This window comes from Enterococcus sp. AZ091 (genome assembly GCF_051714805.1).
Lineage (GTDB): Bacteria > Bacillota > Bacilli > Lactobacillales > Enterococcaceae > Enterococcus_D > Enterococcus_D gallinarum.
In genome coordinates this window covers 350,871-376,072 of record NZ_JBIOSO010000001.1, presented here as the reverse complement: position 1 = coordinate 376,072, position 25,202 = coordinate 350,871, and the positions used below count along the sequence as shown (strand labels likewise).

At 42.4% G+C, this 25,202-nt stretch carries 24 protein-coding genes; 21 read left to right on the top strand and 3 right to left on the bottom strand.

From position 1 onward, the window contains the following. The first annotated feature begins 6 nt into the window (after nt 1-6). From prmA to IGJ28_RS01820, 17 genes are all read left to right on the top strand, one after another. Nucleotides 7-948, top strand: coding sequence for a 50S ribosomal protein L11 methyltransferase (prmA, locus tag IGJ28_RS01900; RefSeq protein WP_003128462.1), 942 nt, complete (start codon nt 7-9; stop codon nt 946-948). Between the two features lie 10 nt (nt 949-958). Continuing rightward, the gene (locus IGJ28_RS01895) at nt 959-1,714 is read left to right on the top strand and encodes a 16S rRNA (uracil(1498)-N(3))-methyltransferase (RefSeq protein ID WP_252712267.1); all 756 of its coding nucleotides are present in this window, start codon (nt 959-961) and stop codon (nt 1,712-1,714) included. A 4-nt stretch (nt 1,715-1,718) separates the two neighbouring features. Further along, nucleotides 1,719-2,378 carry a deoxyribose-phosphate aldolase gene (locus tag IGJ28_RS01890; RefSeq protein WP_252712268.1) on the top strand — a complete coding sequence of 220 codons (660 nt, stop codon included), beginning with the start codon at nt 1,719-1,721 and terminating at the stop codon, nt 2,376-2,378. A gap of 208 nt (nt 2,379-2,586) precedes the next feature. Continuing rightward, a complete protein-coding gene (locus IGJ28_RS01885) occupies nt 2,587-4,797 on the top strand; it encodes a RelA/SpoT family protein (protein WP_003128466.1) in 2,211 nt (736 codons plus the stop codon). A gap of 10 nt (nt 4,798-4,807) precedes the next feature. Further along, the gene (dtd, locus tag IGJ28_RS01880) at nt 4,808-5,254 is read left to right on the top strand and encodes a D-aminoacyl-tRNA deacylase (protein WP_160805919.1); all 447 of its coding nucleotides are present in this window, start codon (nt 4,808-4,810) and stop codon (nt 5,252-5,254) included. A 353-nt stretch (nt 5,255-5,607) separates the two neighbouring features. Next, entirely contained in the window at nt 5,608-7,152 is a 1,545-nt protein-coding gene (locus IGJ28_RS01875; RefSeq protein ID WP_252712269.1) for an ABC transporter permease, read from the top strand. A 12-nt stretch (nt 7,153-7,164) separates the two neighbouring features. Further along, on the top strand, nt 7,165-7,839 hold the full coding sequence (locus tag IGJ28_RS01870) for an ABC transporter ATP-binding protein (RefSeq protein ID WP_252712270.1): 675 nt from the start codon (nt 7,165-7,167) through the stop codon (nt 7,837-7,839). Continuing rightward, entirely contained in the window at nt 7,832-9,328 is a 1,497-nt protein-coding gene (locus tag IGJ28_RS01865) for a PASTA domain-containing protein (protein ID WP_003128472.1), read from the top strand. The genes IGJ28_RS01870 and IGJ28_RS01865 overlap by 8 nt, the downstream gene beginning before the upstream one ends. A 301-nt stretch (nt 9,329-9,629) precedes the next feature. Further along, nucleotides 9,630-11,369: an ABC transporter ATP-binding protein gene (locus IGJ28_RS01860; protein ID WP_438845108.1), complete on the top strand. Its 1,740-nt coding sequence runs from the start codon at nt 9,630-9,632 to the stop codon at nt 11,367-11,369. After that, the gene (locus IGJ28_RS01855) at nt 11,308-13,230 is read left to right on the top strand and encodes an ABC transporter ATP-binding protein (RefSeq protein WP_252712272.1); all 1,923 of its coding nucleotides are present in this window, start codon (nt 11,308-11,310) and stop codon (nt 13,228-13,230) included. Before IGJ28_RS01860 ends, IGJ28_RS01855 begins: the two co-directional genes overlap by 62 nt. Before the next feature lie 108 nt (nt 13,231-13,338). Continuing rightward, nucleotides 13,339-13,833, top strand: a complete 495-nt coding sequence (locus tag IGJ28_RS01850; RefSeq protein ID WP_138371454.1) for a methylated-DNA--[protein]-cysteine S-methyltransferase — start codon at nt 13,339-13,341, stop codon at nt 13,831-13,833. A gap of 157 nt (nt 13,834-13,990) precedes the next feature. Then, entirely contained in the window at nt 13,991-15,484 is a 1,494-nt protein-coding gene (locus IGJ28_RS01845; RefSeq protein WP_242387272.1) for a phosphomannomutase/phosphoglucomutase, read from the top strand. A 21-nt stretch (nt 15,485-15,505) separates the two neighbouring features. Continuing rightward, a complete protein-coding gene (locus IGJ28_RS01840; protein ID WP_003128478.1) occupies nt 15,506-15,712 on the top strand; it encodes a hypothetical protein in 207 nt (68 codons plus the stop codon). A gap of 151 nt (nt 15,713-15,863) precedes the next feature. Further along, nucleotides 15,864-16,538: a two-component system response regulator SapR gene (gene sapR / locus IGJ28_RS01835; protein ID WP_003128479.1), complete on the top strand. Its 675-nt coding sequence runs from the start codon at nt 15,864-15,866 to the stop codon at nt 16,536-16,538. Between the two features lie 8 nt (nt 16,539-16,546). Continuing rightward, complete coding sequence (sapS, locus tag IGJ28_RS01830; protein WP_208774623.1) at nt 16,547-17,572, top strand: two-component system sensor histidine kinase SapS; 1,026 nt, start codon at nt 16,547-16,549, stop codon at nt 17,570-17,572. A 97-nt stretch (nt 17,573-17,669) separates the two neighbouring features. Further along, nucleotides 17,670-18,536, top strand: coding sequence for a GRP family sugar transporter (locus IGJ28_RS01825; RefSeq protein WP_252712274.1), 867 nt, complete (start codon nt 17,670-17,672; stop codon nt 18,534-18,536). 22 nt (nt 18,537-18,558) lie between these two features. After that, nucleotides 18,559-19,950, top strand: a complete 1,392-nt coding sequence (locus IGJ28_RS01820; protein ID WP_081131424.1) for an APC family permease — start codon at nt 18,559-18,561, stop codon at nt 19,948-19,950. Between the two features lie 133 nt (nt 19,951-20,083). Here IGJ28_RS01820 and IGJ28_RS01815 read toward each other — a convergent pair whose 3' ends face one another. Next, nucleotides 20,084-21,277 carry a toxic anion resistance protein gene (locus tag IGJ28_RS01815; RefSeq protein WP_252712275.1) on the bottom strand — a complete coding sequence of 398 codons (1,194 nt, stop codon included), beginning with the start codon at nt 21,275-21,277 and terminating at the stop codon, nt 20,084-20,086. Between the two features lie 96 nt (nt 21,278-21,373). Next, nucleotides 21,374-22,021, bottom strand: coding sequence for a 5-bromo-4-chloroindolyl phosphate hydrolysis family protein (locus IGJ28_RS01810; protein WP_003128484.1), 648 nt, complete (start codon nt 22,019-22,021; stop codon nt 21,374-21,376). Nucleotides 22,022-22,234: 213 nt separating this feature from the next. Here IGJ28_RS01810 and IGJ28_RS01805 point away from each other — a divergent pair, with 213 nt between their 5' ends. Continuing rightward, complete coding sequence (locus IGJ28_RS01805) at nt 22,235-22,813, top strand: NUDIX hydrolase (protein ID WP_081131423.1); 579 nt, start codon at nt 22,235-22,237, stop codon at nt 22,811-22,813. Continuing rightward, nucleotides 22,806-23,102: a cell wall synthase accessory phosphoprotein MacP gene (gene macP / locus IGJ28_RS01800; protein ID WP_003128486.1), complete on the top strand. Its 297-nt coding sequence runs from the start codon at nt 22,806-22,808 to the stop codon at nt 23,100-23,102. The genes IGJ28_RS01805 and macP overlap by 8 nt, the downstream gene beginning before the upstream one ends. A gap of 105 nt (nt 23,103-23,207) precedes the next feature. Here macP and IGJ28_RS01795 read toward each other — a convergent pair whose 3' ends face one another. Then, complete coding sequence (locus tag IGJ28_RS01795; protein ID WP_257602617.1) at nt 23,208-23,822, bottom strand: class I SAM-dependent methyltransferase; 615 nt, start codon at nt 23,820-23,822, stop codon at nt 23,208-23,210. 106 nt (nt 23,823-23,928) lie between these two features. On the opposite strand from IGJ28_RS01795, the gene IGJ28_RS01790 reads away from it, so the two are divergent. Together IGJ28_RS01790 and IGJ28_RS01785 are read left to right on the top strand one after the other, a co-directional pair. Continuing rightward, complete coding sequence (locus IGJ28_RS01790; RefSeq protein WP_252712276.1) at nt 23,929-24,624, top strand: 5'-methylthioadenosine/adenosylhomocysteine nucleosidase; 696 nt, start codon at nt 23,929-23,931, stop codon at nt 24,622-24,624. 21 nt (nt 24,625-24,645) lie between these two features. Next, the gene (locus tag IGJ28_RS01785; protein ID WP_003128491.1) at nt 24,646-25,191 is read left to right on the top strand and encodes a cysteine hydrolase family protein; all 546 of its coding nucleotides are present in this window, start codon (nt 24,646-24,648) and stop codon (nt 25,189-25,191) included. Nucleotides 25,192-25,202 lie beyond the last annotated feature (11 nt).

Sequence of the window (25,202 nt, the reverse complement as noted above, 5' to 3'; positions counted from 1 at the left end):
AGATAGATGAAATGGAATGAAGTGAAAGTAGCTACTGCAAGTGAAGCAGTTGAAGCGGTCGCCAACATTTTGATGGAACAAGGGGCCAGTGGTGTAGCAATCGAAGATGTTCTTGACATTGAAAACTTTAAAAGCGATGCCTATGGTGAAGTGTTAGACAAAGAAACCTATACAACGCTGGATGAAGGCGCCCAGGTAACGGCTTATTTCCCCGAGACTATCTTTTTACCTGAAATTTTGCCATTTATTGAGGCGGCGATCGCTCGTTTACCGGAATATGGGTTAGCAATTGGCAAAAATGAGATTACCTCCAGCGAAGTAGTAGAGGAAGAGTGGGCGACTGCTTGGAAGAAATATTATCATCCAGTACGGATCACTCGCTATTTGACGATTGTTCCCAGCTGGGAACAATATGAAACGACGGACCCTGCCGAGAAAATCATTACGCTAGATCCAGGAATGGCTTTCGGAACTGGTACCCATCCGACGACGCGCTTGACGTTACAGGCGTTAGAAATGTATTTACGAGGCGAGGAAACGGTCCTGGATGTTGGAACCGGATCAGGGGTTTTAAGTATTGCCAGCCGCCACTTAGGGGCCAATCAAGTATATGCCTATGACCTTGACGAGGTGGCTGTTCGGGCGGCAAAAGAAAATATGGCACTAAACCCAGTTGCCGAAGCAGTGAATGTTGCTGCCAATGACCTTTTAACAGGTATTGAAATCGAAGCAGACATTATTGTAGCGAATATTTTAGCTGATATCATCTTACTGATGATCCCAGATGCTTGGCGGTTGCTGAAGCCTACCGGAACATTAATTGTTTCTGGAATCATCGAAGCGAAAAAACAACTTGTGATCGATGCCATGACAGAGCAAGGATTTGTTGTTGACCAAATCTTGAATCAAAAAGATTGGTATGCGATCGCACTAAAAAAACCAGAGTAGGGAATGTCATATGCAGCGATATTTTTTGAATGAGGATTATGAGGCGAAGCCTGTTTATGTAGTAGAGGGAGAACCGTTTCATCACATGGTACGTGTGATGCGGATGGTTCCGGATGACTGTGTCTACTTGGTCTTTCAAGACCAAGTAGCGATCCTCGCGAAAATCCAGCAGATCGATGAACAAGCGGTTCATTTGATTGAAGTAGAAAAGGAACAGCAAGACAAAGAATTACCGATTCATGTTACGATCGCCAGCGGGTATCCTAAAGGAGATAAATTGGAATTGATCGTCCAAAAAGGGACAGAATTGGGTGCCGCTAAATTTATCGGTTTTCCCGCCCAATCCTCGGTAGTTAAGTGGGACCATAAGAAACTCCAAAAGAAACAGCAGCGGCTGCAAAAAATTGCCCAAGAGGCTGCTGAACAAGCGCAGCGGCAACGAGCACCGATCATCCAACTGGCTGCTTCGGACAAAGAGTTGTGGGATAGTCTTTCAAACTATGACTATGTGATCGTTGCTTATGAGGAATCTGCTAAAAGTGGCGAGAATGCCAAACTGATCGATATTTTGTCCAAAGCAGCGCTCGGCAGCAAAATCTTAGCAATTTTCGGACCCGAAGGTGGGCTGACACCTGCTGAAATCACTCGTGCTGAATCTCAAGGTGCTGTGATCTGTGGGTTAGGGCCACGTATTTTGCGAACCGAAACCGCCCCATTTTATTTTTTGAGTGCTGTCAGCGTACTAACTGAATTAGTAAGGAAGTGATCAAGTGACGCAATTCAAAGACAAGCTTAGTTTTCGATTTTTACAAGCTGGACTGACGGATTGGTTGTTAAAAGATATGTTTACTGAATTTAAGACACTTGGTGTCCAAGAAGTCATCGTGTTGCCTAGTGATTTGCGCAGAGCGAAGCAGTTAACTGAAGGCTCCGAGATCCAAGTCGGCTGTGCAGTTGATTTTCCCTTGGCACAAGGAACAATCGCTAAGAAAGCTTTTGAGATCGGTCATTCCTTTATGGATGGCGCTGATTTTTTAGAAGTCTGGCTACCAGCGGCTTTGTTGGTGGAAAAAGAGCGGACGGCTGATCTGGCGGAGTTAATGGAGACAAGCCGGTCACTGGCTTTGTCTGGTGGTGAGATCCGCTGGGCTGTCAATACTTCACTTATGAATGAGTTGACAAAGATCCAAGTAGCACAGCGTTTGAAAGCATGGGACTGGCCTAGTATTACTCTTGGTCAGCAGTTAACTGTTTCAGATGCGTTGCATGATGTCTCGATTTTTGCTCTAGATGGAGGACCGCAACTGACGATCCAAGTCAACACGGCAGCGTCTGTTACGGATCAGAAATCACTTGCAGAACTTTTACAGGCAGGGGCGGCAAAAATCGGCGTGCCCTTTACAGAGTCAGCGTTACTGTTGAATGAATAAACCGGTATTTTGTCTCGCTTGACCAGAATAGAGAGAATTGAAAAAAACAAGAAAAATTTGTATAATGACACTAATCATAAAAGAAGATGGCCAGGCAGAAGCGCATTGCTTCAAGAGTTCTGCTATTCAGAGAGTTGGGGATAGCAGAATTCTTTAGAAGCGGCTTCTGTCTTGCTTTTTGAAAATAGGAAAAAAGGAGGCGCGTTTCATGGCAAAAGAAGTGATATTATCCGGACCTGGTGTGATCAAGCTCGTGGCCCATTATATGAGTGAAGAACATGTTGCATTTGTACAGAAAGCTTTAGATTATGCGACAGAAGCCCACAAAGATCAGTTTCGCAAGTCCGGAGAGCCTTACATCATCCATCCTATTCAAGTAGCAGGGATTTTAGCGGAACTACAAATGGATCCTCATACAGTCGCCACTGGTTTTTTACATGATGTGGTAGAAGATACGGAAGTGACCCTAGCAGATCTAAAAGAAGTCTTTGGTGCAGATGTAGCGATGCTGGTCGATGGTGTGACAAAATTAGGGAAAATCAAATACAAATCCCATGAAGAACAGCTAGCAGAGAATCATCGCAAAATGCTGATCGCGATGGCTCAAGATTTGCGCGTGATCATGGTCAAATTAGCGGACCGCTTACATAATATGCGTACATTGAAACACCTGCGGGAAGACAAACAACGGCGAATCGCCCAAGAAACGATGGAGATTTATGCACCATTGGCGCATCGTTTAGGGATCAGCCGTATCAAGTGGGAGCTAGAAGATATTTCACTACGTTATTTGAATCCACAACAATATTATCGGATCGTTCACTTGATGCAAACCAAGCGGGAAGAACGGGAAGCTTATGTGTCGGAAACCGTTGAACAGATTCGACTTGCAACTGAAGAACTAGATATTTTTGCTGAGATCTATGGTCGTCCGAAACATATCTACTCCATTTACCGCAAAATGAAAGACCAGAAGAAACAATTCAATGAAATCTATGATCTTTTGGCTATTCGGGTAATCGTTGATTCAATCAAAGATTGTTATGCTGTTTTAGGAACGATCCACACAAAATGGAAACCAATGCCAGGTCGATTTAAAGATTACATTGCGATGCCTAAAGCGAATATGTATCAGTCACTACATACGACAGTGATCGGTCCAAAAGGCAATCCAGTAGAAATCCAGATTCGTACCCATGAGATGCATGAGATTGCTGAATTCGGGGTTGCTGCTCACTGGGCATATAAAGAGGGTAGAACCGAGAAAGTCAAAGCAGACAAAATGACCCAGCAAGTCGGTTGGTTCCGCGAAATTTTGGAACTCCAGGATGAAAGCTACGATGCTTCTGAATTTATGGAAGGTGTCAAAGGGGACATTTTCAGTGACAAAGTATATGTATTCACACCGAAAGGCGATGTCACAGAATTGCCTCAAGGTTCAAGTCCGCTGGATTTTGCCTACAGTATTCATACCGATATCGGGAACAAAACCACTGGTGCAAAAGTGAATGGCAAGATGGTCCAGTTGGATTACAAATTGAAAAATGGCGATATCATTGAAATTTTGACATCACCAAATTCATTCGGACCAAGCCGCGACTGGATCAAGCTTGTAGCTACCAGCAAAGCTAAAAACAAGATCAAACGTTTTTTCAAGGCCCAAGATCGTGACGAAAACATCATCAAAGGGCACGAAGCAGTGGTCAAAACATTGCAAGACATGGGCTTTGTACCAAAAGAATTTTTAACGAAAAGCAAGATGGCAGAAGCCTGCGAACGATTTAATTATCAAACAGAAGATGATTTATTTGCTTCTGTCGGTTTTGGCGAAGTGAGTCCAACTACACTGGCCAATCGTTTGACGGAAGAAGAACGCCGTGAGAAGCAGATCGAAAAACAAAAACAACAAGTACAAGACATGATCAATCAGCCAGCGAAGAAAGAACCAGAGAAAATGAAAGTCCGCCATGAAGGCGGGATCGTGATCGAAGGCGTGGACAACTTACTGATCCGAATCTCTCGTTGCTGTAATCCAGTTCCTGGTGATGCCATTGTCGGGTATATCACGAAGGGCCGCGGCATCTCGATCCATCGCAGTGACTGTCCGAATGTCCAAAGCAAAGAGATCGTCAATCGTCTAATCGATGTCGAGTGGGAAGATACTTCTAACAGCGGCAAAGAATACGATGCAGATCTGGAAATCTATGGTTATGATCGTTCCGGATTGTTGAATGATGTCTTGCAAACAGTCAACGCTGTTACTAAACGATTGGTCAGTGTGGAAGCGAAAACCAACAAAGACAAGATGGCCACCATTAGAATCACGGTCTCAATCCAGAACCTAACACATCTTAAGTCAATCGTGGACAAAATCAAACAAATCCCAGAAGTATATAGTGTCAGAAGAACAAAGGGGTGAGACGCGAGACATGCGAGCAGTCATTCAACGTGTAAGTGAAGCCAGTGTTGCAATCGATGGAACTACTGTAGGAGCAATCCAAAAAGGTTTTTTAGTTCTCTTGGGAATCACTCATGACGATAGCCAAGAAGATGTGGATTACTTGGTTCGAAAAATCAAAAATTTGCGGGTGTTTGAAGATGAAGCGGGAAAAATGAATCAATCGATTGAAGCAATCGAAGGTGCTATTTTGAGTATCTCGCAATTCACATTGTATGGCGAGACCAAAAAAGGAAACCGTCCAAGCTTTATTCAAGCTGCCAGACCTGAAGTGGCTACACCATTGTACGAAGCTTTCAATGCGGGTCTGCACGCTGCAGGTATCGAAGTGGCTACGGGTCGCTTTGGCGCAGACATGCAAGTGTCATTAATCAATGACGGTCCTGTAACGATCCTGATCGATACGAAGGAAAAATAGGCTGCGTTCACAACGACTGCCTATCCAACATGCCAAAAGAACCAAAGCAAATAGTTTAAAGAGGACTGCCAACATGCAAGTTGGTAGTCTTTTTTAGTGGAAATAAGTCCATCTTGTAGCACTTCTGGTACCAACCCTTTTGTCTTTGGACTATCTTACAAAACTGTAAGATAGTTCTTTCTAATCAGAAATAGTTATTTAAGAGCTGAATCTATTCCTTTTCGTAATGGTAGCAGTTACAAAAAAGTTATTTATTTTTATCCATCCCTAAAAAACTTTCAATAAATTAGATTGTCCTTAAAGCGCAAATGTGAAATAATAGTTAAAAAATAATGTCACTGGAGGAAATGACAATGAATTTTTGGCAGCGTGCATTAAAAAGTGTTACTCGCAGGAAAGGGAAGTCGTTTATTTTATTTTTAGTCATCTTTATTTTAGGTAACGTGATCGCAGGTGCGGTAGCTGTGCAGCAGTCTACTATGAATGTGGAACGGGAAACGAAAAAGAAAATGGGCAACGTTGCTACAGTCGAGTTTGATTATGAGCAGTTTGAGAAAGACAATTCAGGAAAATCAGATGAGGAAGTTTATTCTGAAGAAAATAGTCCGAAAACGCCAAAAACGGCGGACTATGACAAAGTGGGAGAATTAGATTACGTCAAATATTACGACTATACCATGATGGGTTGGTTAGAGACCAAGAAATTCAAAGCCTATACACCAGAAGATGAATCTTTTGGCATGGCGGGCGGCAATTATTTTAATTTAAAGGGCGGCAATCGACCACAGCCATTAGATATGGAAGAAGGCAACATCAAGCTGATCGATGGAGAAGTGTTTAGTGAAAAAGACTTGTCAGAAACCACTAATTCGATTTTGATTAGTAAAGAAGTCGCTGAAAAAAATAATTTGTCGGTTGGCGATCAATTAGTTTGGGATATGTATAGTGAAGTCCCTCAAGATCCGATGGGTGACAGTGATGATAGTACGGCTACTTCAGATGATGAAGATGCAGAGAGTGAAAGTGCAGAAATCCAAACAAAAGTTGTCACAGCTGATTATCCTGTCAAAGTTGCAGGGATTTTTAGTGTAGTAAAAAAGGAATCGGCCAATAGTAATCCTTCGCAAGAAGAAAAATCCAATCAAATCTGGCAAGCTGTTGAACAGATCAATACGATTTATGCTGCCAATCAGTTGGTGAAAGATTTTAGCAAATTCCAAAACGAAAAATTGTGGGGAGATATGGTAATGGCCGAAGATACGGAGGCCGAACCGGAAGAGTATTATCAAGCGATGTATGTTTTGAACTCTACCGACGATGTTGAAGCATTCAAACAAGAAGCCAATCCATTATTACCGGATTACTATCATGTGGTAGCTTCCACAGATCAATACGATCAGATTGCCGGAGGAATGAATCGTCTGGGAACGATTTCCCGCTATATCGTGATTGTTGCTGCTATTGCTACGGTCTTTATCATTTCATTAGTCGTTCTATTGTTTTTGCGAGACCGCAAGCAGGAATTAGGGATCTATCTATCTTTAGGAGAAGGCCGTGGGAAAGTGATTGGGCAAATCGTTATTGAAGTGGTGCTGGTCAGCTTAGTCGCTCTAATCTGCTCATTGGTGACGGGAAATCTATTAGGAAGTGCGGTTTCTCAAACATTGATGCAAAGTGACTGGATGACGAATCTGTCCCAAACGGATACCTATTCCATTTCAAGCACAATGATGACAAATACTCTCAGCTATGCGGATGTCCAAAGTGCTTATAAAGTCACTTTTTCTATGGGGTATGTCATCACCTATCTTTTATTGGGATTAGGTACAGTCTTATTGTCTGCAATCTTGCCGTTGTTGTATATTCTACGGCTGAATCCAAAGAAAATCATGATGTAGGGGGAAGAAAAAATGGCTTTGTTGGAAACAAAAGAAGTAGATTACTATTATCAAGATGGCGATCAGCGGCGCTATATTTTGAAAGAAACATCGGTGGCGTTTGAGAAAGGCAAGTTTTATGCCATTTTAGGACAGTCAGGGTCAGGAAAAACCACATTTCTCTCTTTGATCAGTGCGTTGGATACACCTAAAAGTGGCGCTGTTTTCTTTAATGGAGAAAATATTCAAAAAATCGGACATGAGAAATATCGCCGAGATGATATCAGTATCATCTTTCAAAGTTACAATTTGATTCCGTACCTGTCTGCGGTAGAAAATGTTCTAGTCCCAATGTCGATCACGGATAATCAATTGCCGGAGAACCAGCGGGAAGTCGCATACAATTTATTGGACTATATTGGGATCACGAAAGAAAAAGCAGATCGTTTAGTCAATCAGTTGTCTGGTGGGGAACAGCAACGGGTGGCAATAGCTCGTGCACTGGCGACGAATGTTGATATTATTTTGGCAGACGAACCAACGGGTAATTTAGATGAAGAAATGGAACAGGAAATCATCGATATTTTTAAAGATTTGGCTCATATGCATAACAAATGTGTGATTGTTGTGACCCATGCGAATGAAATCGCCCAACAAGCAGACGAAGTACTCTATTTGCGTAAAGGTGTGTTGAATAAAGATGAGTGATTTTTTATCAAATTTCAGTCCTGGTAATTACGATGGCAAGAAACAAAGCTCTCCTAAAGAAACTGAGTTTGACGAAAAAACAGAGCGTAAAGCAGAACCAATTCCAGATTCTCAGACATCTGATCAGGGCGCAGGAGAGAGTAAAGCTGCAGCAGCATCGGATCCGAAGGAAATGAAGCGAAGAACGCGCAAGGAAACTAGCTCTTCTCAACCGGTCAGTCGGTTTGGAAAAGAAGAGACAGAGTTTGATCCAACTTATCGCAAGCGGCAGCGTAAAAAATACGCGCTGATCGCTGGTGCTGTCATTGTGCTGATTGCCATCAGCAGTGTGGTGTATTATCAATTGACTCATGTGAAGGTTCCTGATTTTGCTAAGAAAGATTTATCCGAAGCCCGAACATGGGGCATGGAAGAAGGCGTGGCGATCAAAGTCGATCAAGTGTATGATTTTGAGGTAGAGACCAATCGAATCGTTAGTCAAAGTGTTGCTGCAGATCAGAAGATCAAAAAAGGCAAGACTTTGACAGTCAAAGCAAGCCTAGGTCCTGACCCAGAAGAAATGATCGAGCTGCCTGACTTTTCGTCACTGACTACCGAAGCGGCAAAAGAATGGATCGAGAAACAAAAGGCAGAAAATATCTCGTTGATCGAACAGTATGACGACAAAGTCGAAGCAGGTGTATTCATCAAACAAGAAGCAGCAAATAAAGAGCAAGATCTCAAAGCTTATAAGCGCAAAGATCGCTTAAGCATCTATTATTCAAAAGGAAAAGAAGTCTTCGAGAAGAACATCGAAGTTACTGATTTTACAGGGAAAAACAAAGGTGAAGCTCAAGAGTGGGCTAAGAAAAATGAATTGAAGTACAAAGAAGAAGCTGTTTTTTCTGATACAGTTGCTCTAGACGTCGTGGTTTCCCAAGAACCAGTCAAAGGCAGCAAATTGGCCAAAAAGGATCAATTTCTTGTCAAAGTTTCTAAAGGGAAAGCATTAGTTGTTCCTGATTTCTCACAGTATACCATCGAGCAGGCAGAGGGGCTAGAATCGAAGATACCGATTCAAGTCAAGACAGTTTATTCTGATCAAATCGGTTATGGCAATTTCATCAGTCAGTCGGAAGAGGCGGGCAAAGAATATAGTGACAGCGATACATTGCCAACAGTGAAAGTGGTTTATTCACTGGGGCAACCGTATTTGAAGGATATCCGGCACCAAGCAACGGAAGGCGATCTGCCAAAAATGTTCTTTGATGAGTACAAATCGAAAGGTGCTTCTGTATATTATGATGTCTATTATGTAGATTCAGCAGAACCAAAAGGAACAGTTGTGGAGATGAGTCGTTATGGTGAATTTATTCCATTGGAAGTATCGATCACCATCGGGATTAGTCGCGGAAATCTGCAAGGCGAGACCGAATCATTACCGGTCAGTCCTGAGACAGAAAATGTAAAGGATCCGCTAGAAACAGTCAACAGTGCCACTACCGAATGAGACATTTAGCAATCGGGCCCGTAACAAAGCTACAGAACCCAAGCAATAAGTGAGTGAACTATCTAAATGAAGTGTGTCTTCTGTTTGTCGACAATGACAGACTGAAACAGAAGGATCTACCTACATTTAGATAGTTTTTCTGTTTTTTTACTTGGATTTTGAAAAATGGAGAGAGGTTTTTTGTTATCAAGTAATCACAGGTTTTCAAGCATGCATGCTTGAAAACCTTTTATCGATACGGTACAGTTGAATTGATAACCAGTCAATAAGCAGTATTTTACATAGAGAAGGGACGAAAGAAATGATCAAAAAATTACTAGCAAATGTTGGCGATTATAAAAAAGCCAGCCTATTGACACCGATCTATGTTGCCGGCGAAGTGGCGCTAGATGTCATTATGCCACTGATCATGGCAATGATGATCGACCAAGGAATTGAAAAAGGACACGCGGGCGTCATTTTGCGCTATGGCGGTCTGCTTTTTTTGTGCTCATTATTGGCACTGATGCTAGGAACTTTAGGAGGACAAACAGCTGCGATTGCTTCTGCCGGTTTTGCTCGAAATCTTCGCCACAATCTTTTTAGCAAGATTCAGGATTTTTCTTTTTCCAATATCGACCGTTTTTCTTCCTCTAGTTTGATCACGAGAATGACCACCGATGTGACTAATGTGCAAAATGCTTACCAAATGATTATCCGAATCTTGGTGCGCAGTCCATTGATTCTGGTTTTCTCACTGATCATGGTTAGCACGATCAGTCCAGAATTGATGCTGGTTTACCTAGTCGTCTTGCCAATTCTAGCCATCGGACTTGCTTTAGTGATTCGCTTTGCTCATCCGCTTTTCTTGAAAGTATTTCGGATCTATGACCGTTTGAACAACGTAGTCCAAGAAAATCTTCAAGGAATCCGTGTGGTCAAGTCCTACGTCAGAGAAGAGCAGCAAGAAGAACTTTTTGACGAGGTGTCAAATGATGTCTACCGCAACTTTACGCTAGCACAACGAATCGTCTCGTTCAATATGCCTTTGATGCAATTCTCGATCTATAGCTGCATGTTGCTGTTGTCTTGGTTCGGTGCCCAACTGATCGTTGAGCACAGCAGCTTGACGACAGGGGAACTGGTTAGCATGTTCAACTATACTATGCAGATCTTGATGAGTTTGATGATGATGTCAATGGCTTTTGTTCAGATTCTGATTGCTCGTACTTCCGCACAGCGGGTGGTGGAAGTTTTGGATGAAGAAAGCGACTTGAAAAATCCGGCATCGCCATTGACAGAAGTCAAAGATGGTTCAATTGTCTTTGAAAATGCTTGTTTCAGTTACGCAAATGATCAAACGAAATTGGCATTGGAAAATGTCAACTTACGAATTGAATCCGGAGAGGTAATCGGGATCATCGGCGGAACCGGAAGTGCAAAATCAACGCTGGTCCAATTGATCCCCCGTTTGTACGATGTAATTGACGGTCGTGTTCTCGTTGGGGGACAAGATGTTCGCGCCTATGATTTGGCAGCATTGAGGGATCAAGTCAGTATGGTTTTGCAAAACAATGTCCTTTTTAGCGGGACGATCAGTGAGAATCTTCGCTGGGGAAACGCGGAAGCAACGGATGAAGAGATTCAGCGGGTAGCAAAAATTGCCCAAGCGGATCCTTTTATCCAAGAATTTCCTGATAAATATGACACGTTGATCTCTCAAGGAGGAAATAATGTCTCCGGTGGACAAAAGCAGCGGTTAACGATCGCGCGAGCGCTGTTAAAAAGACCGAAAATTCTGATTCTAGATGACTCTACTAGTGCTGTGGATACAAAGACAGACCGTAGTATTCGAGCAGGATTGAAACAAGAAATCCCGGGAACGACAACGATCATCATTTCCCAAAGGATCAATTCGATCGAAGATGCCGATCGAATCATTGTGATGGATGATGGGAAAATCAACGGAATCGGAACCCATGAAGAATTATTAACTAGCAATGAAATTTATCGTGAAGTCTACGACTCGCAGCAGAAAGGATTTGGTGAAGGTGAAGAATAGACAAGCAGCAAATCCCCAGAGAACCTTGAAACGGCTGCTGGCGACCATGTTTGGCGATTACAAACTGCAGTTGATTATCGTATTGTTCATGATCTTGTTAAGTGCTTTTGCCAATGTTCGCGGCTCACTTTTTTTGCAAGTGGTGATCGATGACCATATAACTCCGCTGCTGGGACAAAGCAATCCTAACTTCAGCGGTCTGCTGGCAGCTATTATTCAGATGGCAATTATTTATTTAATTGGGATCATTGCTGGTTTGACTTACAACTTTATGATGGTCAAAATCAGTGAGGGCACTCAGAAAAAAATCCGCGATCAGATGTTCAAACATATGCAAAAATTACCGATTGGTTATTTTGATGGCCATTCTGATGGTGATATGATGAGTCATTTCACCAACGATACGGATACATTACGGCAAATGATTTCTCAAAGTATTCCCAATTTGATGATGGCTGCCGTCACATTTTGCTCGGTTTTCATTGCGATGTTTTCCATTAGTATCCCATTGACTTGCTTTGTACTGGTTTCGGTCATTTTGATGCTGAATGTGATTCGGATCATCTCCCGCAAAAGCGGCCGCTTCTTTGGCGCACAGCAACGGGATCTAGGCGCAGTCAATGGCTATATTGAAGAAATGATGCATGGACAGAAAGTTGTCAAGATCTTTAACCATGAACACGTTGTCATGCAGGAATTTGATGCTTTGAATAACCAGTTGCAATCCAGTGCTACAAAGGCCAATGTCAATGCCAATACATTGATGCCGATCATGATGAACTTGCTGAATGTTCAATACGTGCTGATCGCAATTATCGGCGGGCTCTTTGCCATCAATGGTGTCTCGGGACTAACCGTAGGGATGATTGCTTCTTTCTTACAGCTTAGCCGTTCGCTGAATGGACCGATCAGCCAAATTTCACAGCAGATCAACTTTGTGATCATGGCTTTGGCAGGTGCAGAACGCATTTTTCATTTGTTGGATGAGACCCCAGAGATTGATACAGGGTATGTCACGCTAGTCAATGCCAAATGGGAATCTGGCCATTTAGTGGAAACAACAAATCGTACAGGACTCTGGGCTTGGAAACATCCTCACGAAGATGGAACTGTTACGTACACAGAATTGACTGGAGATGTTCGTTTTGAAGCAGTTGATTTTGGGTATGTGGATCATCAAATGGTTCTGCATGACATCAATCTTTTTGCTGAACCGGGACAGAAAGTTGCTTTTGTGGGAGCAACGGGAGCCGGTAAGACGACCATCACTAACTTGATCAATCGTTTTTACAATATTCAAGAGGGAAAGATCCGTTATGATGGCATCAATATTCAAAAGATCCAACTAGAATCTCTGCGGCGCTCATTAGGGATCGTCTTGCAAGATACACATTTATTCACAGGAACGATTCGAGAAAATATTCGTTTTGGTAAACTGGATGCCACGGATGAGGAAGTAGAAGCGGCAGCAAAACTGGCGAATGCGGATATGTTCATCAATCATTTACCTGAGAAGTACGATACCGTAATCACGGGGGATGGCGAAGGGCTGTCACAAGGACAGCGACAGCTACTAGCAATTGCCAGAGCGGCGATCGCCGATCCGCCTGTTATGATTTTAGATGAAGCGACTTCCAGCATTGATACGCGAACAGAGCGGATCGTCCAGTCTGGAATGGACCGGCTGATGCAAGGTCGGACAGTTTTCGTGATCGCTCACCGTCTTTCGACGATTCAGAATTCAGATGTGATCATGGTAATGGATCATGGTCGAATCATTGAACGAGGTACTCATGATACGTTATTAGCAGAGAAGGGGACCTATTACCAACTGTATACAGGAAAAATTGAGTTAGACTGATTTTTTCCTAGGAAACGAAGACCGGATTTAAGGGTCTTCGTTTTTTTTCTTGCTGCTGTGCTATACTAAAGAAAAACTATGAGGAGTAAGTGGATAGGAGGAAATAGGATGCATTTAACGGTTTCACAGATCCAATTGAATGAGGAAATGTATGAACTGGGTGTCACTGATCAGGGGGCAGCTTATTTTGGTCGTTTAGCAGAACATGCAGAGTTGGCTCTTTTTTTCCCATATGCAGAAATTCGTGAATGTTCTCAGACACCAGAACGGTATGCAAAGCCGCTGAAAGCCTATTTCGCCGGGGAGCCAGTAGCCTTCGATTTTCCTTTTGACTTTGTCGGTACACCGTTCCAACAAACTGTTTGGCAAGCGTTAACTGAAGTCCCTTATGGAACGACTGTCAGCTATAGTGAATTAGCGGTGAGAATCCAACGTCCTAGTGCCGTCCGAGCGGTTGCCAATGCTGTCGGACGCAATCCGATGATGATTATTGTCCCTTGCCATCGTGTCCTGGGAAAAAATGGTCGATTGACTGGTTATCGGGGAGGTTTGCCGATCAAGCGGAAACTGTTGCAACTAGAAGGGATTCCTTTCAAGGACTGAGCGCAGCTTTTTTTAATCTATTCTAGATCCTTTTTACGAATCTTGGCCTTTATAAATTCCCTTTGTTTAAAAGTAAAAAATACTAAAAAGGCGTTTCTTTTTATGCTACCTTTGATATAATGGAGTTGTTTCCGTTTACAAAAAAGGAGTGGAGAAGATGAAGCGAATGAAGTTGCAAAATGGTTCAGATATCCGTGGAATCGCGCTTTCGACAGCAGATCTTACAGCGGATTTAACAGAAGATGCAGTGAAAGAAATTGCTTCAGGTCTGCGGACCTGGTTGCTGCAGCGATATACGGAACCCTTAAAAGTGGCAGTTGGTCGTGATAGTCGTTTAAGTGGTGAAACGCTGCAGCAGGCGTTTATGAACCAATTGCGAATAGAAGGGATTACGGTTATTGATTGTGGGCTGGCTACAACACCCGCGCTATTTATGAGTACCCAGTTTGCTGATTTTGATTGTGATGCCGGTGTGATGCTGACAGCCAGTCATTTGCCCTATTACTTTAATGGAATCAAGATTTTTAGTAAATCTGGTGGTGCAGAAAAAGAAGATATCTCGTTTATCTTAGCACATCCTGAAGCTCATCCAGCTGACCAACTCGGCGAGTATTACCAACGAGACTTACTTACTCCCTATGCAGCAGATCTGGTGACGAAAATTCGTCATGGGATGCAGACAGAAGAAGAACAGCCATTGGCTGGAATGAAAATCATTGTGGATGCTGGAAATGGCGCAGGTGGTTTTTTTGCAGAGCAAGTTTTAGTGCCGTTAGGGGCAGATACGAATGGTTCACAGTTTCTGGAGCCAGATGGACACTTCCCTAACCACATTCCTAATCCGGATAATAAAGAAGCGATGGCTAGTATTACGGAAGCCGTTTTACGAGAACAAGCAGACTTGGGGATCATCTTTGACACCGATGTCGATCGATCCGCTGTGGTGACCAAAAGCGGACAGCCGCTGAACCGCAACAACATGATTGCTGTTTTGAGTAAAATCGTCTTATCTGAACATCCGGCTGCGAGTATTGTCACGAATTCCCCGACCTCCACTCATCTAAAGTCATTTATTGAATCGCTAGGTGGTCATCAAGTGCGTTATATTTCCGGGTATCGTAATGTCATCAACAAAGCGATCGCTCTTAACGAAAAAGGCATTAATGCTCAGTTGGCGATTGAAACTAGTGGACATGCAGCATTCAAGGAAAACTATTTTTTAGATGATGGTGCATATGTTATTGCGAAGATCTTGATGTTGCTGCCAACACTTCGTGCGCAAAATATCAGTTTGGAAGACTTGATCGCGGCGCTGAAACAGCCAGTTGAAACCCAAGAATTGCGTTTCAAGATCAATGATTCAGATTATCGCGCAACCGGGGAGAAGGTTATCGCATCGCTAGCGCATCATCTCCCATCGGGGTGGCAGATTGACAATGAAAATGAAGAAGGCATCCGTATACAGGTTTCTGCACCTTATGGACAAGGGTGGTTTTTGTTGCGGTTGAGTTTGCATGAACCATTATTGGTCTTGCAGATCGAAAATGACCAACCTGGACATTTGCCGGCGATCGTCCGCGAAATCAGTGAACGTTTGCTGCCGTTTGAAGCGATCGATCAGTCTGCAATCAAACAATTTTTAGAAAAATAATGAATAGAGAATGAAGGGTTAATGTTGGTATTTATTATGTTAGTGATCATGGCTGTCACTTATGGTGTGAATCTTTTTCTGATAGCATACATGAGAAAACGGCCGCAGATCGATGTGGTAGAACGATTGTCTATGTTACTGGGCGTCAATATGAGTGTCTTGTTTGTAGATGGGATCGTTTTATTTGTTGGAAAGTTATTATTAGAAGCAGCGATGATTATTGAATAGACAAAGAAACTCTTAGAGAGTCAGAGAAAAAGAACTTTTTGATCTGGCGGATTTGAGAGTTTTTTTAGCTTTTTTTAAAGCTGGGATTATCATTCGCTTTCGATTTAGATATTTGTTAAAGTAAAGAAAAGAAGTGGAGGGGAATATTCAGATGGCAAAAATCATGGTAGTAGAAGATGAAGCAGTTATTCGCCAGCTGATCATCGAAGAACTTGAAAAATGGCAATTCGAAACATTTGGAACAACTGATTTTCATCAGGTTTTTGACGATTTTGAAGAGCAAGAACCGCAATTGATTTTGTTGGACATCAATTTACCGGTTTTTGACGGCTATTATTGGTGCCAGAAAATCAGAGAGACATCGAAAGTACCGATTATTTTTATATCAAGCCGTAATACGAATATGGATATGATCATGGCGATGAACATGGGGGCAGATGATTTCGTGACGAAGCCATTTGAGATTGATGTCTTGATTGCAAAAATCAATGCACTGCTGCGCCGTTCCTATAACTATGTCGAAAACAACAGCGAAACGCTGGTTCACAATGGGCTTACTTTGAATATCGACAACAGCAGCATGCAGATCAATGATGAAGTAATTGATTTAAGCAAAAATGAGTATCGATTATTATATATATTGATGAAGAATCACGGGAAGATCCTTAGTCGAGAAAAGCTGTTGCGAGCGCTCTGGGATGATGAACGTTTTGTTGACGACAATACATTGACTGTCAATATCAATCGCTTGCGTCGGAAGATTGAGCAAGCCGGTATGGATAATTACATCGAAACCAAAGTTGGACAAGGGTATATTGTGCCATGAACAAACCGATGTCATTCATTGCCTTCTTAAAAGACCGCTGGTTACTTCTGATTGGTTGGGTGATTTTTTTCTTGCTGATGATTCTAGTGATGTGGCTGACACCTGATTTCCCCATCGACTGGGGAACTGTTGGCTATCTTTTTTTGATGGAATCAGTCGTTCTACTGCTTTTTTTGGGCGTTTTTTATATTACTAAACGTCGTTTCTGGCAAAAGCTCACATTCCATGAGTCAGACAGTGTCTTACAAAACTATATTCATGGTGCGCGTTCATCAGAGGAAGAACTGGTTCAAAACTATATCAATCAGCTGATTCGCGAACACCAAGACTTGATGCAGCAAGTGATAAGCAATCAAGAAGAGCAAAAGGAATACATTGATTCTTGGGTCCATGAGATTAAAGTACCTTTGGCAGCGACGCGCTTACTGTTAAATTCGATTGAATTTGATATTCCAGATGAAAAGTATATTTTACTGGAAAACGAAGTGAATCGGATCAATGAGTATGTGGAACAAGTGCTGTATGTGGCACGTTTGGACAGTTTTTCCAAAGATTACCTTGTTCAAGAAGTGTCATTGAAAGCGACGATTCAGCCGGTTATTCGCAGTCAAGCCAACGTGTTCATTCAGAAGAATATTCACTATGCGATTAAAGGGGCAGACCAGCAAGTGTTAACTGACGGCAAATGGCTGAGTTTTATTTTTCGGCAAATCCTCAGTAATGCATTGAAGTATACTCCGGAAAATGGGCGAATCATTGTCCAAATCCAAAAAGATGGACAAGGAACGCGTCTTTCGGTAGAAGATTCTGGAATCGGTATTCCGGCAGAAGATCTAAGGCGAGTCTTTGATAAGGGATTTACTGGTGAGAATGGTCGGAAAACTGATATGCACTCGACAGGGTTAGGGCTCTATTTAGCCAAGAATCTGGCCAAAGAATTAGGAATTGAGTTAACGATTTCATCGGTTGTAGGAGAAGGGACAACCGTCACGCTTTACTTCCCTCTGCTAAGCTACTATCAAGAAAATCGCTAATGATTTTTTGAGAAATACCATTTAGTTCTTGTCTCTATACCGTTTTCACTGATACACTGAACCTTGTGTGTCAAATTGAATGATAAGGATGGATAAGATGAGTATAGTATTTGCTTTAATACCGATGTTTGCCTGGGGCAGTATCGGATTGGTCAGTGGAAAATTAGGTGGGGATGCGAATCAACAGACATTAGGAATGACAATTGGTGCATTCCTTTTTTCACTGATTGTTTTCTTTGTCACTATGCCGACGATTGATGGCTGGATCGTAGTGATTGGTTTGCTGTCAGGACTTTGCTGGTCAGTTGGTCAAAATGGTCAATTTCATGGAATGAAATATCTGGGCGTTTCGGTGGGGCTTCCGTTATCTACTGGTATGCAATTGATCTTAAATACAATTGCTGGAGCCCTTTTTTTTGGCGAATGGACGCAATCACAAGACTATTTGTTGGGAATCACCGCATTGATTTTATTAGTAACTGGTGCCTATTTGACCGCACGACAAGACGGGGAACAAATGCCTGAGACAGAAAACAAGATGTTGGATTTTCCTAGAGGCTTTCGTTCGTTGATTTCCTCAACAATTGGCTATGGTGCTTACACAATCATTATTACTTGGGCGGGAATTGACCCATTGGCAATTATCTTGCCTCAGAGTATAGGCATGCTGATTGGCGCTAGTTTCTTTGCTCTAAGAAAAACCAAAGTCAATCGGGCGGTCTGGAAGAATACATTATCAGGATTGTTGTGGGGAATAGGAAATGTTTGTATGTTGATAACAGTTCAACAGATCGGACTGGCCGTGGGTTTCTCGCTGTCACAGATGGGGATTATTATCTCTACACTGGGAGGCATATTCTTATTAGGGGAGAAAAAAACCAAAAAAGAGTTCAAATATGTGGTTTTTGGTTGCTTGCTTGTTATTTTTGGTGGTATCCTTCTAGGGTATATGAAAGCTGCATAAGTAGTGAAATTTAGGAGGATTTATGGATTTATTTCGTAAAAAAACTATTGAAGCCAGTCCCGTTAGTCATTTGAAAAAAGACTTGAAATTGAAAGATTTGATCATGTTGGGTATTGGCGCAATCATCGGCACAGGGATTTTTGTTGTGACCGGTGTGGCTTCTGCTGTATATGCAGGGCCAGCATTGATCTTGTCATTTGTCTTAGCGGCTTTTGTCGTTATCTTATCAGGGCTCTCTTTTGCGGAGTTTGCTTCCCGTATCCCTGTATTAGGCGGTGCCTATTCGTATGTGTATGTTGTATTTGGCGAATTTGTTGCATGGCTCGCTGGCTGGTTTCTGCTATGCGAGTTTATGTTGGCAGTATCTTCGGTGGCCTCTGGCTGGTCCGGTTATGTCCAAGGGTTCTTGACAAGTATCGGTGTGCATCTGCCAAAAGCGCTGACTGCTGGCTATAATCCTGGCGAAGGAACGTACATTGATCTGATTGCAGGATTAGTGATCATTTTTGTGACGATTTGGGTAAGTCAAGAAGCCAAAAAAGCCTTGCGATTGAACAATGCTATGGTTTGGGTCAAATTCGGGATCATTGCGCTTTTTATCTTTTTTGGGGTATTTTTTGTGAAGCCAAGCAACTGGCAGCCGTTCATGCCTTTCGGATTTTCGGGCGTCTTTAATGGGGCGGCACTTGTTTTCTTTGCTTTTTTGGGCTTTGATGCGGTCGCAATGGCTGCGGAAGAAGTTGAAAATCCGAAAAAAGATGTGCCCCGGGGAATTATCGGTTCAATTGCGATCGCTACCTTATTGTATATCGTGGTCACGCTGATTTTGACTGGAATCGTTCCCTTTACAGAATTGAATGTCAATGATCCGGTAGCTTTTGCCATGCGATATATCGATCACGGCGTAGTTGGTTCGGTGATTTCGGTGGGTGCCATTTTAACGCTGCTGACAGTGACGATTTCCATGATGTACTCATTAGCACGTTTGCTTTATGCTATCAGTAAGGATGGCTTGTTGCCAAAATCATTGCAAAAAATTGATCCTAAGCATAAGACACCGAAAAAAGCGACTTATGCAGCTGGAGTCGTCGCCTTCTTTTTTGCCGCAGCTTTTCCATTGAATATTTTGGCGGAATTAACGAATATCGTGGCATTGGCCTACTTGATCTTAATGTCGTTGGGGATCATCAAGCTGCGTAAAATGATGGGCATGCCCAAAAAAGGGGAATTCAAGGTGCCGCTTGTGCCAGTCTTGCCATTAGTTTCTGTTGCTAGCTGTTTGTTCTTGATGACGCGATTGCAGACAGCCACTTGGATCGTTTTTGGTATTACGATCGTCATTGGTTTGCTGATCTATTTTATCTATGGGTACCGCAACAGTGCATTGAATGAAGAAAACCAGCAAGAGCGTTAGTGTTTGCTAACGCTCTTGTTTTTGTTCATGTCTTGGCAGGAAACCAAAAGTGATGACACTGTAAAAAACGAGCCCCTGAGAGATTCCCAGAGGCTCGTTCAGCTAATAGAAAACAGTATTGCGTCTGCCTGAATTATTTGTTTCCAGTCAAGTCTAACAAGCGATCTTTGAGGTCTTCTTCCAAGTGACCCAATTCCACTTCGGCCGCTCGGCGTTTTTCTTTTCCTTCTTTTTGGATACGCAATGTTTCCTGAATTGTTTCGACAAGATCGTTTTGCGTTTTTTGCAGCGTTTCGATATCAACGATTCCTCGTTCGTTTTCTTTAGCTGTTTCGATCGCAGAGACCTTCAGCATTTCAGAGTTCTTACGTAAGAGATCATTCGTTGTTTCCGAAACTTGGCGTTGTGCAGTAACCGCATCTTTTTGACGCAATAAAGTCAGTGCGATAACGACTTGGTTTTTCCATAAAGGAATCGCTGTATTGACAGATGCCTGAATCTTTTCTGCTAATGCTTGGTTGGTATTTTGGATCAAACGGATCTGTGGCGCTTGTTGGATCGTGATCTGACGGGCCAAGCGCAAGTCATGGGTCCGCTTATCTAAGCGATCCAAAAATTGCGTATAGTCATTGGCGATCTGTACATCCATCTGATTATTCGTTTCTTGTGCTTTTTTCATTGCTTCAGGAATAATCGTTGTTTGTAGTTCTTGCATTTTTAACTCACCGGCAGCAATATAGATATTCAATGCATCGAAGTAATCTTTGTTTTTTTGGTAAAGCTGTTCCAACATCAAATTGTCTTTTAACAGACCGTCTTTTTCTTTGTCTAATTTAACAGCGATTTTATCGATTTGAGCACCGATTTTTTGGTATTTAGCGGTGATCTCAAAAATCGATTGTTTGACTTTGCCAAACATCCGTTTGAAGAGATTGCCTTCTCCTGCCCGTAATTCATCTGGATTAGCTTCTTGCAGACGATACATCAACTCTGTCAATGAATCACCGACAGGTCCGATATCTGCTGCTTGCACATGATTCAGCATCGATTGAGAGAATTCTCCTAGCTTGGTTTGAGCAGCTGCGCCATAGGTAATGACTGCTTGTTGGTCGGTTGGATCAATCTTATTCGCTAACTCTTGTGCCTGTGCTTGTCGCTCAGGTGGTAATTTATCAATTAAGCGAGAGGCTTTTTGTTGTTCTTGCAAGGCATTGATCTCTGCCTGCTGGGTTGTCGTCAATGTATCGACAGGGGTTGCAAATGGATTATTCAATAGATCATCAAGAGTATCGTTTACTGGTTTAACTTGATTTGGTGTCTCCGTCATTCTAACTCCTCCTAAGTCTTGTTTCGAAAAAAATCTAGCCTGGGCTAGATTTTTTTTGGATCGCTTCATTCGAAGATCGAGCAAAGGAACCCATCCCTATTCATTATCTCGTTTTATGCTTTGTTTGGCAATGGATAACTCGATATCAAGATCATCTAAATCATCTGCCACAAACTGCTGATAATCTTTAGCGATCAACGAGGCCATTTGTTCAATGATTTGAGTGCTTTCTTCGATTTTTTCATAGGTTTCACGGCTTTTGATCTCATGTTCATTGATCTCAATGAATTTGTCTGTCAAATCAACCATGTTCGGCAAATGGGTGTAAAGAAAATGACTCGCCGAATGTAATTTCGTCGGTTCTTTGACCAACTCTTTGAACAGTGCTTTCGAAGCGCGTAATGCATCATGACGCAAGTCGATCGCTTTTAATTTATTGCTGCGGTTGATGTTTTTTTGTAAATGCTCGATCTGTTGTTTGGTTTGATTCATGGTTTCTCGGAACAGTTCGATTTCACTTGGAGACATACCGCTTTTCAAGTAATGCGCTTCTTTTTCTTTCGTCAGTATAGGTAACACATTGGGATTTGCTTCTACCTTACGCCCCTTCAGACCGATAAATACCAGAATCGCGCCAACGATCAGCAACAAGACAGTAAATAAATCAGTGCCTGTGGAACTGATAAAGGCAAAAAGTGTGATTACAGCGATCGCAGAAACGATCAGCCAAATATTTTTTTTCATTTTTCCTCCTCCTAAAATTCTTTGGACAAGTAATATAGGGATTGTTCGACATCCTTATTTTAGCATGTTCACTAGTAGAAAAATATCAGACTTGGGGTGGATTTTCCGATATTTAGTAAAATCATAATCTTTCTTGCTCTTTCTTAAGGAGATATTTTTGAGAAACTATGCTAAAGTATTTTGTAGAAAAGACGTTAAAGGTCAGGTGAAAAAATGTTAACCTATAAAGATTTTGAAGAAAAAACGATTGCCAGAAACGAGATTTTTCATGGAAAAATCATTGATGTCGTTGTTGATGATGTCGCATTACCAAATGGCGGTACTAGCAAACGAGAGTTGGTCTTTCATCCAGGCGGTGTTGCAGTGATCGCTGTGACGGAAGAAAATAAAATGATTTTTGTCCGCCAGTTTCGCAAGCCATTAGAGAAAGTCATTTTAGAGATTCCGGCAGGCAAGATCGATCCAGGAGAAGGTGCACAGCCCGAATTGACTGGTGCTCGTGAATTAGAAGAGGAAACCGGCTACCGAGCATCAACGTTGGAACATGTGCATTCGATGTACCTTTCCCCGGGCTTTGCTAATGAAGTGCTGCATTTGTTTCACGCGAAACAATTACAAAAAGTAGAGAACCCGCTGCCTCAAGATGAGGATGAAGTATTGGAAGTGTATGAATTGACAATGAAAGAAGCCAAAGCAGCAATCGCAGATGGAACGATCTGTGATGCAAAAACGATTTTTGCGATTCAGTTTTGGGAACTTTTAGAATTGAAACGGAGGAACAGCCGTGCCTAAAGAACCACTGATCACCCGCTCTGAATTGCGTCGACGTCGTGAAGAAGAAATGGCTGCTTCTGAGCGAAACCAAAAGATCGTTGCTAAGCAAGCAAACAAAGAGTGGAAGCAAAAAGAAAAGCAAATCGACAATCATTATCGGAAAGTCCGTAAAAAAAATAAAGCGATCACTAAAACGAGAGCAGGAGAAAATCAGAAGTCCCGCAACTTGAATACTTTTTTGATCAAAGCAATCGTGGTAGTGGCATTGCTGCTGATCGTAGTTGCATTAGCGATCTTTTTGCTTTAAGGAACACGATTAATCGGGTTTAATTCGTTGATCAGCACATGTATCTAATCAAAAACCAGCACGCAGAGCATCAGCGCTCAGCATGCTGGTTTTTTTGTTTTATGGCTAGGATGGCTTAGCAGCGCTATATAGAAAAAGAGCAGCATCTTGCCCCATAAACAACTGTGGACCTTCAAAAAATGTTTCATAACTTACTGAATCAAAACCTACTGATTCTGCTAGTTGGAGCAGCGTGTCTTGCTCAAATCCATTGTGTACTTTAGGATGTGAGACGGATTGGTTTTTATTGAAATCAACGATGAACAAACGTCCGCCGGGTTTTAACAACTGATAAAGTTGCTGCAGTAAATGTTCTGTGTCGGGAATATGAAGCATTACCAGCGACAACAGAACGATATCTGCTTCTTCATGAATGGACTCCTTCGTTAAATCGTGGAGTGATCCAGAAACATTTGTCAGCCCTTGCTGGGTGACCTTCTGATCAACGATCGCCAGCATGCCCTCCGCAGTATCCCAAATCTGCAGTTGCTTGACTAAAGGGGCCAGCGGTAAACTAACAAGACCTGTTCCGCCGCCATAATCAATAAGAATTTGTTCACGGGCATTCATCAGTTGGGGTCTTACTGCTGCTGTAATCTTTTCAGCTAGAGCAATCCTTGGGGGTGTATCGTAATGGTCGGCCATTTTATTAAAAATCTCAGACATAAAAACCTCCTTAATGGTCTGACAAAAAACTGTTCCTTTGAGTAAAACTAGTTTATCATAAAAGGAGAAAAAATGATCTTTTATTAAGATATAATGTATAGGATTGTCAGGAGGCTACAAGATGAAAATTGGTATTATCGGTGCAATGGATGAAGAAATCAAGATCTTGCGGGAAGCATTGGAAGCTCCCTTATCTTGGGAGCGAGCTGGAGCACTATTTATTTCCGGCAGTATCGGCAATCATGAAGTGATCGTTGTTCGATCTGGAATCGGGAAAGTTGCCGCTTCACTGACAACAAGTTTGCTGATTCAGCAATATGGGGTCAACATGGTGATCAATACTGGATCTGCTGGGGGAATCGGTGCTGGTTTAGCCGTCGGCGACCTTGTGATTTCAGAAAAACTAGCTTATTTCGATGTAGATGTTACTGGATTTGGGTATACATATGGGCAACTCCCAGGGGGAATGCCTTTGTATTTCGAGGCCAGTCGTTACTTGATCGGCGAAATGACCAAAGCCGCAGAAGCAACGAATCACAATGTAAAAAATGGCTTGATCGTAACAGGGGACAGCTTTATCAATGACGGACGTAAAGTACAAGAAATCCTAAGGCACTTCCCAGACGCTTTGGCTTGCGAGATGGAAGGTGCTGCGATCGCCCAAACAGCGAAGCAATTCAATATTTCTTTCCTTGTCGTAAGAGCCATCAGTGACACTGCGGATCATGCTGCAACAGTTTCCTTTGACGAATTCATTTTGGAAGCCGGCAAGCGCTCTGCGGAAATGGTGCTCGCCTTTGTTAAAAAGCTGAAATAATAAAATTGGAGGAGATCACAAATGAACGCATTACTCTCAATTGATTATACGGTCGATTTTGTAGCTGATACTGGTCGTTTGACGACCGGTCAAGCGGGTCAAGCGATTGAAACAACATTAGTAGATCATACCCAACGATTTATCGATCAAGGGGATTTTGTTGTCTTTGCCATTGATCGCCATGAAGCAGAAGATCCTTATCATCCAGAAAATCAGTTGTTTCCTCCTCATAATCTGGCAGGGTCAGAGGGACGGAATCTCTACGGGACACTAGCTGCAGTGTATGAAGATCACAAAGAAAAAGAAAATGTTTACTGGATTGATAAGCGCCACTACTCGGCGTTTAGTGGGACAGATCTTGACATTCGTTTACGGGAACGGGGCATTACTGCACTTTATTTGACTGGTGTCTGTACAGATATCTGTATCTTGCATACGGCTGTCGATGCGTATAACCTTGGGTATCGATTATTTATTTTCAAAGATGCTGTCGCAAGTTTCGATCCAGTCGGTCATGAATGGGCGTTGCGCCACTTTGAGCAGACATTAGGGGCTACTATTCTTTAAAAAAAGGAGCT